15 protein-coding genes and 1 tRNA gene are annotated in these 12,414 nt (G+C 60.1%); 12 read left to right on the top strand and 4 right to left on the bottom strand.

Going from position 1 to position 12,414, the window contains the following annotated elements; genetic code table 11:
* Positions 1 to 124 precede the first annotated feature (124 nt).
* From J1W56_RS12195 to J1W56_RS12215, 5 genes are all read left to right on the top strand, one after another.
* Complete coding sequence (locus tag J1W56_RS12195; protein WP_223613573.1) at positions 125 to 286, top strand: histidine kinase; 162 nt, start codon at positions 125 to 127, stop codon at positions 284 to 286.
* Positions 287 to 290: 4 nt separating this feature from the next.
* Entirely contained in the window at positions 291 to 1,217 is a 927-nt protein-coding gene (gene xerD, locus J1W56_RS12200) for a site-specific tyrosine recombinase XerD (protein WP_223613574.1), read from the top strand.
* Positions 1,218 to 1,252: 35 nt separating this feature from the next.
* Positions 1,253 to 1,798, top strand: coding sequence for a hypothetical protein (locus J1W56_RS12205; RefSeq protein WP_223613575.1), 546 nt, complete (start codon positions 1,253 to 1,255; stop codon positions 1,796 to 1,798).
* 215 nt (positions 1,799 to 2,013) lie between these two features.
* A complete protein-coding gene (locus J1W56_RS12210) occupies positions 2,014 to 2,967 on the top strand; it encodes an acetyl-CoA carboxylase carboxyltransferase subunit alpha (protein WP_223614118.1) in 954 nt (317 codons plus the stop codon).
* Between the two features lie 213 nt (positions 2,968 to 3,180).
* Positions 3,181 to 3,257 (top strand) — tRNA-Arg (locus J1W56_RS12215).
* 71 nt (positions 3,258 to 3,328) lie between these two features.
* On the opposite strand, the gene J1W56_RS25990 is transcribed toward J1W56_RS12215, so the two are convergent.
* Complete coding sequence (locus tag J1W56_RS25990; RefSeq protein ID WP_264319131.1) at positions 3,329 to 3,457, bottom strand: hypothetical protein; 129 nt, start codon at positions 3,455 to 3,457, stop codon at positions 3,329 to 3,331.
* 256 nt (positions 3,458 to 3,713) lie between these two features.
* On the opposite strand from J1W56_RS25990, the gene J1W56_RS12220 reads away from it, so the two are divergent.
* The 3 genes from J1W56_RS12220 (at position 3,714) to J1W56_RS12230 (ending at position 6,808) form a co-directional block, all read left to right on the top strand.
* Positions 3,714 to 4,652, top strand: a complete 939-nt coding sequence (locus tag J1W56_RS12220) for a hypothetical protein (RefSeq protein ID WP_223613576.1) — start codon at positions 3,714 to 3,716, stop codon at positions 4,650 to 4,652.
* 223 nt (positions 4,653 to 4,875) lie between these two features.
* Positions 4,876 to 5,025, top strand: a complete 150-nt coding sequence (locus tag J1W56_RS12225; RefSeq protein WP_091879951.1) for a DUF1127 domain-containing protein — start codon at positions 4,876 to 4,878, stop codon at positions 5,023 to 5,025.
* A 217-nt stretch (positions 5,026 to 5,242) separates the two neighbouring features.
* Positions 5,243 to 6,808, top strand: coding sequence for a VOC family protein (locus tag J1W56_RS12230; protein ID WP_223613577.1), 1,566 nt, complete (start codon positions 5,243 to 5,245; stop codon positions 6,806 to 6,808).
* A 47-nt stretch (positions 6,809 to 6,855) separates the two neighbouring features.
* Here the strand turns inward: J1W56_RS12230 and J1W56_RS12235 are convergent, their stop codons facing one another.
* A complete protein-coding gene (locus J1W56_RS12235) occupies positions 6,856 to 7,809 on the bottom strand; it encodes a ring-cleaving dioxygenase (protein ID WP_223613578.1) in 954 nt (317 codons plus the stop codon).
* A 168-nt stretch (positions 7,810 to 7,977) separates the two neighbouring features.
* Between J1W56_RS12235 and J1W56_RS12240 the strand changes: the two genes are divergently transcribed.
* Together J1W56_RS12240 and J1W56_RS12245 are read left to right on the top strand one after the other, a co-directional pair.
* Complete coding sequence (locus J1W56_RS12240) at positions 7,978 to 8,952, top strand: LysR family transcriptional regulator (protein ID WP_223613579.1); 975 nt, start codon at positions 7,978 to 7,980, stop codon at positions 8,950 to 8,952.
* A 171-nt stretch (positions 8,953 to 9,123) separates the two neighbouring features.
* Positions 9,124 to 9,399 (top strand): HU family DNA-binding protein, encoded by a 276-nt coding sequence (locus J1W56_RS12245; RefSeq protein ID WP_091880272.1) that lies wholly within the window; start codon positions 9,124 to 9,126, stop codon positions 9,397 to 9,399.
* Positions 9,400 to 9,433: 34 nt separating this feature from the next.
* On the opposite strand, the gene J1W56_RS12250 is transcribed toward J1W56_RS12245, so the two are convergent.
* Positions 9,434 to 9,976 (bottom strand): GNAT family N-acetyltransferase, encoded by a 543-nt coding sequence (locus tag J1W56_RS12250; protein ID WP_223613580.1) that lies wholly within the window; start codon positions 9,974 to 9,976, stop codon positions 9,434 to 9,436.
* Positions 9,969 to 10,421, bottom strand: a complete 453-nt coding sequence (locus J1W56_RS12255) for an SRPBCC family protein (RefSeq protein WP_223613581.1) — start codon at positions 10,419 to 10,421, stop codon at positions 9,969 to 9,971. The genes J1W56_RS12250 and J1W56_RS12255 overlap by 8 nt, the downstream gene beginning before the upstream one ends.
* Before the next feature lie 319 nt (positions 10,422 to 10,740).
* On the opposite strand from J1W56_RS12255, the gene J1W56_RS12260 reads away from it, so the two are divergent.
* Together J1W56_RS12260 and J1W56_RS12265 are read left to right on the top strand one after the other, a co-directional pair.
* On the top strand, positions 10,741 to 12,018 hold the full coding sequence (locus tag J1W56_RS12260; protein WP_223613582.1) for a L,D-transpeptidase family protein: 1,278 nt from the start codon (positions 10,741 to 10,743) through the stop codon (positions 12,016 to 12,018).
* A gap of 33 nt (positions 12,019 to 12,051) precedes the next feature.
* A complete protein-coding gene (locus tag J1W56_RS12265) occupies positions 12,052 to 12,276 on the top strand; it encodes a sulfurtransferase TusA family protein (RefSeq protein WP_223613583.1) in 225 nt (74 codons plus the stop codon).
* Positions 12,277 to 12,414: the final 138 nt, after the last annotated feature.

Here is a 12,414-nt window from a genome sequence, read left to right on the forward strand (position 1 = left end):
CAGGAAAACCGGGCTTTCGTCAAGCAAAGTGTGGGGTTGTCCTTATGTCTGGCCTTCATCAATTCATAAGAGTTTCCGTTGCAGGATTATGGAACATGGAAAGCCAGCTTGCAAAGTCGATTTGATGCCCACACTGACCCGATTGATCATCACCCTCGCGGTTCTCGCCGGGCTCGTCTATGCGGGAATGCTGGCGCTGGTGACCTTCGTGCATCCGACGCAGACGGAACTGACCATCCGCATTCCCGCCGAAAAGCTCAATGTCAAACCCGGCAATCCAAAGTAGAGCCATGCGTGCAGCAGCAGCGATAGAAACATTTCTTGAGATGATGAGCGCCGAACGCGGCGCGGCGCAGAACACGCTCGAGTCCTATCGCCGCGACCTGGAGGATGCGGCGGCGTTCGCCAGTGCCGCCGGCGTGCAGCTGACCGTGGCGGAGCCCGCAACAATCCGCGCCTATCTCGACGATATCGCCGGACGCGGCTATGCCGCGACATCGCAGGCACGGCGGCTCTCGGCTCTGCGCCAGTTCTTCCGCTTTCTCTATACGGAAAATATCCGCACCGATGACCCGACGGGCACGCTGGACGCGCCAAGGAAGGACCGTTCGCTGCCAAAAATCCTCAGCGAGGCGGATGTCGAGAAACTGCTGGCGCGGGCCGAACTGGAAACCCTGGACGCGGCGGCCCCGGCGGGCGATCATCTGCGCGCCCTGCGCCTGCATGCGCTGCTGGAAATTCTCTATGCGACGGGCTTGCGCGTTTCCGAGCTGGTCGGGCTGCCGGTGACGGTTGCCCGGTCCGATCACCGCTTTCTGATGGTGCGCGGCAAGGGCTCGAAGGACCGCATGGTCCCGCTCTCCGGCAAGGCCCGCACGGCAATGACCACATATCTTGCCGTACGCGATGCCCTGCCGAACCTTGCCGGCAATCCCTGGCTGTTCCCGGCCATCTCCGAAAGCGGTTTTCTGGCGCGGCAGGTTTTCGCCCGCGAATTGAAGGGGCTGTCCGCCCGTGCCGGACTTGTGACTTCAGCAATCTCGCCGCACGTGTTACGGCATGCCTTCGCCAGCCATCTCCTGCAGAATGGCGCGGACCTGCGGGCGGTCCAACAATTGCTGGGTCATTCGGATATTTCAACGACCCAGATTTATACCCATGTCATGGAGGAGCGCTTGCACCGCCTTGTCACGGAGCACCACCCTCTGGCAGACTGAACCCATTCCCCCGCGAAACAGGCGGGACCATAGACTTGGCGGGACTCTCTATGTGGCGGCTGTTGAAAAAGCTGTTTTCGAGACCGGAACCGGCGCCTGTCGAAGCCGATAGCGAAGTGATGCGCTTCGACGAAACCGGGTTCACGCGGTCCAGCCAGCTGATCCGCTCCATGGGCTGGCGGGAGCACTGGGATTGGGACGAGATCGACGGTTTCGGCTTCTCCTTCAAACAGGCCATGTTTCCCGACCCCTGGTTCGGCGACTACATGGAGAGCGAATGGTTCATCATCGTTGACAACGAAAAGGCACCCGAACACATCTATTTCCATGCGGACTGGCTGAACATCGACCATCTTCCGCCCGCCCTTCTGCAGAACATGCCCGGTCTCGACATCGACGAGCTGCGCAAGGGCCTGCACAATGCATCGCAGGGCTTTCACTATTACGACGGCGAAGGCGCGTGGATCGGCTGGCAGCGCCCAAAACCCGCCAAGCCGGCGAGACCGGCACAGAAGCCGGCGCCGAAACGCAAGACGGCACCGGCCAAACCCCGGGCATCGACCAGGAAGCCGGATGCATGAACGGCGCCCGCGGCGGCTCTTCCGCCAGGCACGCCACGCAGGCAAGGCCTTGAACTTCGTCCTTATCCACGGGTTTCCACCACACCTTCGCCGGAATTATCCCTATAACTGGCGCCGCGAACGCGCCTTGTCGGCCATGCTTCCTTGACATGAGCGTCCGCAACAGCCAGTTAGGTCGTGAAAAATCCACCGTTATGCAGGCAGACACGTCGTCCATGTACAACTATCTCGATTTCGAAAAGCCGGTTGCTGATCTCGATGGCAAGATTCTCGAACTGAAGAAGCTTGCGGAAGAAGGCGGCGCACTCGACACCAATGACGAGATTGCCCGCCTGGAAAAGCGGTCGGCCGAGGCTTTGCGCGATCTCTACCGCAAGCTGACCCCCTGGCAGAAGGCGCAGATCGCCCGCCATCCCGACCGTCCGCATTGCGTCGACTACATCGGCAAGCTGTTCACGGACTTCACGCCGCTCGCCGGTGACCGCAACTTTGCCGAAGACGAGGCCATCCAGGCCGGTCTTGCCCGTTTCAACGGCCAGGCCGTCGCCGTGATCGGCCAGGAAAAGGGCAACGACACGAAGTCCCGCCTCAAGCACAATTTCGGCATGGCCATGCCCGAAGGCTACCGCAAGGCCGTGCGCGTCATGGACCTGGCCGACCGCTTCAACCTTCCGGTCATCACGCTCGTCGATACGGCCGGCGCCTTTCCGGGCATCGCCGCGGAAGAGCGCGGACAGGCGGAAGCCATCGCGCGGTCCACCGCGGCATCGCTGAACCTGAAAGTGCCGATGGTTTCCGTCATCATCGGCGAAGGCGGCTCCGGCGGCGCCATCGCCATTGCCACGGCGAATCGGGTCTACATGCTCGAACATGCAATTTATTCGGTGATCTCGCCGGAAGGCGCGGCATCGATCCTCTGGCACGATTCCACCCGCGCCAAGGATGCAGCAACCAACATGCGCATCACGGCACAGGACCTGTACGAGCTGAAAATCATCGACGGCATCATTCCCGAACCCACGGGCGGCGCCCATCGCGGCAAGGATGCGGTGATCGAGGCGACGGGCAACATCATCAACGTTGCCCTGAAATCCATGGCATCGATGGACGGCGAAGCGCTCAGGAAAGACCGGCGCGACAAGTTCCTCGCCATCGGGCGCAACCTTTAAGACCTGCACAAAGGCCCGGACATTCTCCGGGCCTTTTCTTTTCTGCCAGAAAGACGCGGGTGCACACGGCCGGAAAGGCGCTAAGCCGCCGAATAAACCGGGGTGCGACGTTCCGGCAAAAAATTGTTGCGGTTTTTTTGCCAAAGCTGCTTGCAATTCACAGCCCAACCGATTACGAACCGGCCTGCGCAGACGAACGCGCAAGTGTGGCACGCGCCCGTAGCTCAGCTGGATAGAGCACCAGACTACGAATCTGGGGGTCAGAGGTTCGAATCCTTTCGGGCGCGCCATTCCTTCCCGACGAAAATCGATATCGCTGTTAGCGCGACCGGCATTGGCCGATGACGCGGCAATCCTGATTCTAGGCCAGGGATTGGCACACTTCGCAGATCAGCACGGCAATCCCCACCACGACGCCAAAGGCCAGCAGATGCACCCAGACCGGTGTCGTATAATGCAGGTGTTGTTTGTCGTCATACTCGTCGTACACGGCTTCGTTCTCGCGTGGGGATCAGGAGCCCGATCTTGGCCCAAGCCCCGGCGAACCGACAGCAAGGCCATGCTCAATACCGGTTCAATCGGGGATTTCGATTTGCCGTCCCCGCCGCGGCACCGAAAAGTCTGCCCGCAGGCGGCGTCCCCATGCCCAGAAAACGGGCTTTTTCGCGATCAACAAACTTAACAACTTGTAACTGTTTTCCGCCCAAGGCCGGGTGTATCTGTTTGCCAGATAATACGAGACACGCATGGCAAATCATCTCCTCATCGCGGGTACAGGCCGGGCCGGAACGAGCCTTCTCGTCCGATATCTCGATGCCCTGGGACTGACCACACACATCACCAGATCCAACGGACAGACCCATCTGATAGAGGACGCCAATGCCGGTTTGGAGGATCTTGTCCTCCATGGCGGCGCGAACCTTCCCTACGTCGTCAAATCCCCCTGGCTGTACCAGTTCATCGACGAGGTGCTCAAGCGCACCGACATTACGATTGACGGCGTCATCATTCCCATACGCAATCTGGCGGAAGCGGCAAGCAGCCGGATCATTCTCGAACTGCAGAGACTCCATCACACCCAGGAATGGATGGCCGACGAAGCGCGGACATGGGACCACTGGGGAGAAACACCCGGAGGCGCGGTGTATGCGCTCGATCCCGTCGATCAGGCCCGGCTGCTGGCCGTGGGATTCCACCACCTTGTCGAGCGCCTGACGCGGGCGGGAATACCGATTTATCTCATCGCCTTTCCGCGTTTCACCCAGGACCCCGAATATCTCTTTTCCACGCTCCGGGGATGCCTGCCCCCGTCGGCGAGCCTCGAATCCATTCTGCCGCTGCACAAGAGCCTGATAGATCCTGAAAAAGTGCGGGTGGAATCGGAAATTGCCGTGCAAACCCTGCCAAAACTCCCGGCGGCGGCATCGGATGACTTTCCGTCGCTGGAGCAGCTCGACAACATTGCCCTGCGGCGCGAGATCAAGAAGATGCGGCTTCTTCATGCCGCAGCCATGGACAGGCACAATCCGGACCACAGCGCACTGGAGCAAATGTCCCGGGAACAGGCGCAGATTATTCTGCGGCTGCAGGAGGAACTGACCGCCATCCGATCGAGCACCTCGTGGCGGATGACGCAGCCGCTGCGAAGGGTCGTTCAAAAGGTCCGCAGTCACGGGCAGCGATAACCGGACGGGCCGGCTGCCGCGGCAAGATGGAAGCGGGTTTCTGCGCCCCTTCAAGGCCGTCATGATTGACGTGATTCGACCCGCCCCAATTTGGCCATCCACTCCGCACTTCCTGCAAAGCAGCTATGCATTCTTGTCACTGCAAGTTTCGCCGGGCATCGACTATATGCAGGTCACGATCAAGAAATGATCCAACAAACAATAAGTTACCAAGGTGAGTGAAATGAACCTGATCCGCTCTTACAACAACTGGCGCCGTTATCGTGACACCGTCACGGAACTGAACCGCCTGTCCGCACGTGAACTGAACGACCTCGGCATCTCCCGTGGCGATATCGCCTTCGTTGCCAAGAAGGCCGCAGCTGCGCGCTAATCGAATTCAAAGTTAACGTTCGGGATGACCTCCTCCCAGGTTCCGAACGTTCAAAGGCCGGCACTCCTCCTCCCAGCCGGCCTTTACAAATAGCACCCACCGCACCTCCTCCCGCGGTGGGTGTTGTTTTTTCAGGCCCTGCCTGATTGCCGCCCGCTGGCTTTCCCCGTATTGATCGCCGCATATTGGTCGCATGATCCACAGGCGGAGGAACTTCATGACAAGCGGCATCCACCACATCACCCTGATCACCCGCAGCGTTCAGGCGAATGTGGACTTCTATGCCGGTTTTCTCGGCCTTCGCCTCGTCAAGCGCACCGGCGGTTATGAAGACGCGACCCAGCTTCACCTCTTTTACGGCGACACCTCCGCGTCCCCCGGGTCCCTGATCACCTTTCTCGTCTGGGAAGACGGGTCGCTCGGCCGGGTGGGTTACGGGCAGCCGAGCGAAATCGCGCTTGCCATCGCCCCGGATGCCATCGGCTTCTGGCTGACCCGCGCACTCCAGCACAACATTGCCGTCACCGGCCCCGCACAGGAGTTCGGCGAAACGGTCTTGCGACTGAAAGATCCCGACGGCGTGATCGTGAAACTCGTCGGAACATCAGGCGTAACGGGCACCGCGCCTTGGACCGTCCGGGGTATTGCCGCGGCAGACGCCATCCGGCGCATCCGCGGCGCCACTGTCCTCACCGAACAGCCGCAGGCCACCTGCGCCTTTCTGGAAACCTATTTCGGCTTTCACGCCGGCGAGCGCACCGACACGATTGTGCGGATGGTTTCGGATACCGGCGATTGCGTCGATGTGCGCGATGCCAGCGGCTTCTGGAGTTCGGCGCCCGGCACCGGCACGGTCGATCACATCGCCTTCCGCGCGCCCGATATCGCCCATGTCCAGGAGACCTACAACAGCCTGATCAGGGATGGGTCGGACGCGACCGCCATGCATGACCGCAAGTATTTTCACTCGATCTATGTGCGCGAGCCCGGCGGCACGCTGTTCGAGATGGCGACCGACGGTCCCGGCATGCTTGTGGACGAGCCGCTGGAAACGCTCGGCACGCAACTGTTCATTCCGCCGCATTTTGCCGAAGAGGCCGCCAATCTCAAAGTGATGCTGCCGCAGTTCGGCCTGCCCGGCGAGGAGCGGTTCCTCTACCGCGAGCTGCCTTTCGTGCACCGCGTCTATACGCCCGACCACACTGATGACCTGACGCTTGTGCTTTTGCATGGCTCCGACGGCAATGAGACAACGTTGCTGCCGCTTGCCGCCAATGCCGCGCCGCATGCCACCCTCATTGGTTTACGCGGGCGCAGCAACGAAGAGGGTATCGGCCGCTGGTTCCGCCGCTTCGGCCCCCTGAGTTTCGATCAGCAGGATATCCGTTCGGAGGCCGAAGCACTGGCAGCCTTCATCGAAGAGGCGGCCGAGGCCTATCGTCTCGATCTCGAACGCACGGTGTTTCTGGGTTATTCCAACGGCGCCAACATGCTGGTGGCAACCATGCTGCTGCATCCCGGCCTTGTCAGGAATGCAATTCTCCTGCGCGCGATGAATGTTCTTGAGGAGACACCGCACGCGGATTTGAGCCATGCGAAAATTCTGATGATCAATGGCGACCACGACCTGTTCGGCGCCAAGACGCCTGATCTCGAAGCGCTGCTGCGGCAGGCCGGAGCGGAACTTATCGTCCAGCGTGTCCATGCCGGGCATGAAACCGGCCAGCACGACATTGAAGCCATCAAGCAATGGATTGCCGCCAATCTTGATCAAGAGGCCTGAAATGCAGGAAGGCCCGACGCTTGCGCGTCGGGCCTTATTCATTCTGGTCAGACCAGAGGCTTCAGGTTTGCTTCGATGGACGCCCGCTTGCCCTCGAGGAACGGCGGCAGGGACAATCCTTCGCCCAGCGTTTCCAGCGGTTCGTCAACGGTGAAGCCGGGACCATCCGTGGCAATCTCGAACAGAATGCCATTGGGCTCGCGGAAATACAGCGAGCGGAAATAGTAGCGCTCGACCTCGCCGCTGGAAGGCATGCGAAAACTCTTCAGCCGTTCCGTCCATTCGTGCAGCTGCTGCACATCCGGCGCCCTGAACGCCACGTGATGCACCGCGCCCGCACCTTGACGGGCCACGGGAAGATCCGGCTGGACGGCGACGTGCAGTTCGGCAGCAGGTCCGCCCTCACCCATGGAAAAGACGTGGACATGACCGGCCCCGTCGGGAGACGGATAGGTGCTGGTCTGGCGCATGTTCATCACATGCAGAAGAATGGCTTCCGTGTTGGTGATATCAGGCACGCTGATGGTGATCGGGCCAAGGCCTCTGATCTGGTGTTCGGCCGGAACCGGGCTCTTGTCCCAGGGATGCGACGGGCCCGCGCCGCCATCATCGATCAACCGGAAACGCTGGCCTTCGCCGTCCTCGAAATCGAGCGAGTCACGGCCGCCGATTGCGACGATTTCGTCCGACTTGACGCCAAGGTCGTTGAAGCGTGCCTTCCACCAGACAAGGCTGGCCTTGCTGCCGACGCGCAGACCCGTGCGCGCAATGCTATGCGTGCCGCGCCGCTCCGGGCCGACAGGCCAGTCGAAGAAGGTCAGGTCGGTGCCGGGCGTTGCCTCGCCATCGGCATAGAACAGGTGATAGGCGCTGGTATCGTCCTGGTTGACTGTCTTCTTGACGAGCCGCAAACCGAGGGTCTGCGTGTAGAAACGCAGGTTTTCCGGGGCATTCGCCGTGATGGCGGTCAGATGATGGATACCTGTCAATTGTAGGGACATGAAAGCCTCCTGAATGGTGTTGCCTGGCGCTCATGCGCCGTTGGGGTGAATATCTGCGCTACGGGCGCCGATATAAAGCCCGCTTCGATGCAACCCATGTTCGGCAGGGCAGAACGATTTTCCCTGAACCGTCTTTGTTGTTGCGCTGTTGTCCTCTATAAGAGAACCATGAAATGGCGCTTCGACGATCTCTTAACTTTTCTCGACGTGATGGAGACGGGCAGCATCACCATGACTGCCGCCCGGCTCAATCTGTCGAAATCCGTGGTCAGCAAGCGCATCACCGATCTGGAAGCGGCGCTCGGTACGGAACTGTTCCAGCGTTCGCCGCGCAAACTGCTCGCCTCGGACAATGCCCGCGCCTTTGTCGAGCGTGTCCGGCCGCTCGTGCGCGAGCTCACCGAAGCGGCCGACACGGTCGGGGAGCGCTACAGTGCCATTCGCGGCACCTTGCGCATCACGGCACCGATGACCTTCGGCACGTTTTACCTGAGCCGCCTGATTGCCGATTTCGCCCGGCAATATCCCGATCTCGAAATCGCCGTTGAACTCGACGACCGCATGGTCGATCTCGTGAAAGGCGGCTTCGATGCCGGTATCCGCATCGGCATCCTGCGGGATTCCAGCCTGATCGCGCGCAAGCTGTGCACCGACCCGCGCGTCATATGCTGCAGCCCGGCCTTTGCCGCAGCCAACGGCCTGCCGCAAAACCTCGGCGAACTCGGCTCCTACGCGTGCATCGATTACTCCAACGTCAACACCAGCCAGCTCTGGCAGTTCGAAAACCCGGCAGCCCCCGGCGAACCCATTTCGGTTGCCATGCACGGGCGCATCGTGGCCAACAATGGCGAAGCCATGCGCGACATGGCCATCGCCGGACTGGGCCTGGTGCTCCTGCCCATGTTCATCGCCGCCGAAGCGCTGCGGCGCGGCACGCTCATCCCGGTCTTGCCGGAGGCGAGGCCGCTGCCCTACAGGATCTATGCGGTCTACCCGCCGACCCGGCATGTCTCGGCCAAGGTGCGCGCCTTTATCGACCACGTGGCACGCCATATCGGCAACCCTCCGATCTGGCAGATGCCCGACGCTCTGCAGACCGGCAGCCCTGAACCTGCGGAATCACAGGCCGAATCACCGGACTGAATTTGCAGGCGTCATCCGGCTCCGATCTGAAAAATCATAGCCGGTTTTGCAAAAAACCCTGTAAACACTGGGTATAAACCCCGAAAATGCGTCCTATTCCTGATGACAGGGGCGGCAACGCATGCCATACAGACGCCTTCGATCAACGAATATACTGAGGAAACCGCCAACATGAATACGTCCGATCTTATCGAGAAGCTCGTCGCTGATCAGGGTCTTACAAAGGTTCAGTCCAAGGCGATTGTTGATAGCGTTCTTAAGGGCATCACCGATGCCGTCGTCGCAGGCGACGAAGTTTCGCTGCCAGGCTTCGGCAAGTTCAAGGTACAGTCGCGCGCTGCTCGCGAAGGCCGTAACCCTGCAACTGGCGCAACGATCAAGATCGCAGCCTCCAAGAAGGTTGCCTTCCAGCCTGCAAAGGCTCTGAAGGATGCCCTCAACGGCTAATCACCATTTGTGCTGATTTCATGAAAGGCGGTGCTCAGGCGCCGCCTTTTTTATTGTCGTTGCTGCTGCGTTCGAACCTGAAAAGAATAACGCTGTCGCCATCCTCTTCAAATTCGTCAACCGGCCGAAAACCAGCCGCTTCCGATGCCCTGATCGCATCCAGATCGCCCGCCTCGTGGGTGATATAGGCAAACCGCTCATCGGTGAAATGCGGGAAGGCGATTTGCGCAAGATATTCCCTCAGCATCAGCGAACCGATGCCGCGCCCGATATAGTCCGGCTCGCCAATAAACAGGTCGACGCTGATGCCATAGTCGAGCGCGGGCAGCTCGTCCTCATAGTCCGCGTTGCGGTAGCATTGCAGATAACCGAAAGGCTGCTCGCCATAATAGGCGATGTGACAGATATCCGGCGTCTCTCCGGTGAACAATGGCCCATATTCCTCCGCAACCTCGCTCGGGGTTATCGGGTCCGGCTGATAGGAGTCACGCATATGCGGCATCATCAGCCATTTCGCCATCAATGGCAGATAGGACAGTGAGGCCGGGCGAAATGTGATTGCAGAATGTTCAGTCACGATGATCCACCGCCTGTTGATTGATAAAATTCTCAAGACTGTCGAGCGCGCCGCTCCAGCCCTGCCTGTGACGATCCCGCGCCGCCTCGTCGTAGAACTTCTCATGGATGAGTGTCAGCAATGTGCCGTCATCCACCCGTTCCAGCACCAGCGTTACCAGCGACTCCCGGTCCGGCAGGGTAATCCACATCCAGGTAAAGGCCAGGCGCTGCTCGACCAGCACCTCGCAATAGACACCGCTGACATCGTGCTGCTCGCCATCGGGGGTGACGAAGACGATGTGATAGCGGCCGCCAAGGCGCGGATCGGCTTCCGCCTTCAGGGTTCTGGCCCCCGTGGGGCCCCACCAGCGCACGATCATCGAGGGATCGGTCCAGGCGGCCCACACCAGCCGCGGCGGCGCTTTCAGATGGCGTTTGAGCGTCAAAAAGGGTGCAATTGCCATTCTGTTCCTCCCTGCACGGCTGATGAAACGGGCACGCAACGCGGCCGCTCAAGGGCCGGACACCAACAATTGATGAGGGCGAATGCTTCCTGTCAATGGCGTATTACAGGGCAAGTACGTATTGCAACGGATGGATCATCTTGGAAAAACAGTGTATTTCGCCATAAATCCGCCCTGTCTTCATTGCAGGTGACAATTGCATGATTGAGCAATTTGACTCATTGCAGTAAGGCTTTATCAACTATACCGGATGCAAATAGGGGGTTGTGGATTTCAATCCACACAATTTCGGCGAAGCGAACTGGTAACAGCTGCGAAGATGAAAATACCGACACATATCCTTGCTCCGTTATTGCTGACCCTGTTTCTGGCGGGTTGCCAGGGCGCGTCGGTGTCCGACCTTGCACCAAAATCCGAAAAGCAATTGTCCGAAAAGCTGGTCAAGCTGATGAAGACCAAGGGCATGACCATGACCGCGCCGATCATGGTCCGCATCTTCAAGGAAGAGAGCGTTCTCGAAGTCTGGAAACGCAAGGACAACGGCCGCTACGATATCGTCACGAGCTACCAGATCTGCAAATGGTCGGGCAAGCTCGGCCCGAAATTCATCGAGGGCGACCGCCAGGCACCGGAAGGCTTCTATGCCGTGCGCCCCGGGCAGATGAATCCGAAATCCAGCTATTACCTGTCCTTCAATACCGGCTTTCCCAACGCGCTCGACCAGGCGCTCGGCCGTACCGGCGCCAATCTGATGGTGCACGGCGCCTGCTCGTCGTCCGGCTGCTATTCGATGACCGATGCGCAGGTCCAGGAAATCTACGCCTTTGCCCGCGACGCGTTCAAGGGCGGGCAGGACTCGATCCAGCTCCAGGCCTTTCCGTTCCGCATGACCGCAGCCAACATGGCGCGCTACAAGGATGATCCGAACTATCCCTTCTGGAAAAACCTGAAGGAAGGCTACGATCATTTCGAGATCACCAAGGTGCCGCCGAAGGTCGACGTGTGCGAGAAGAAATATGTCTTCAACAACACCACCGATCCGAATGCACCGATTGCCGCAACGGCCACATGCCCGCCCATGCAGCAGCCTGAAACGCTGAAGATGGCCTATCAGAGCTATCAGACCAATTACGAGGCTGCATTCTCCTCCATGGTCGGCAAGAGCAGCATCCAGGCGCCGAGCCGTTCCATCCAGGGCCTGAACGAAGCCAAGATCATCGCCGAATGGAGCGCCCGCCGCGCCCGCGGTGAACGCGTCACCCAGGAGCCGCCATCCCTGTCGCCGCAGGACAAGGACGCCGCGCTGAAGCCGCAGGTCATGGTCCGCCTCGCTTCCGCTGTCGCCGCCGACAAGGCGCGTGACGAGCGCGAGGCCGGCAAACGGCACCGCATGACGGTTGCCGCCATCCCGGCCGCAACCACGGCACCGGCTTCCACCGCCAATCAGGTCGCCGCCAATGTCGTTGCCCCGGTACGCCAGACAATCGCACCCGTACCGGCACCGGCGGCAACGCCCGTCCAGGCACCACAGGACGTGACAGCCACGGTGGCGGAACAGCCGGCGAAAAAGGCCTGGTGGAAAATCATCGGCAATTGAGCCACGTATATTTGCCTGCCCGGAGAGCCTGCCATGTCGGCTGACATCTACGATCTGCGTGGTCTGAACTGCCCGCTGCCGGTGCTGAAAACCCGCAAACGCCTGGAAACCATGCCCGGAGGCAGCCGTCTCTGGGTCGAAACCAGCGATCCTCTCGCCGTCATCGACATGCCGAATTTCTGCCTGAACGACGGCCACCGGCTGATCGAGACGGTGACCATCGAGGGCGGCCACCGCTTTCACATCGAGCGCGGCTAACGCACCATTCGCAGATTTGCAGCAAGACCAGTGCGTGGTTCGACAAGCTCGCCATGAGGGAGGTGGGGGATCGCAGGGAGCTCTATTCTGCAACTTTTGCGATTAGCGTTGCAGCCAAATCACTTCCCGCATGGTGAG

This window comes from Phyllobacterium calauticae (assembly GCF_019991125.1).
GTDB lineage: Bacteria > Pseudomonadota > Alphaproteobacteria > Rhizobiales > Rhizobiaceae > Phyllobacterium > Phyllobacterium calauticae.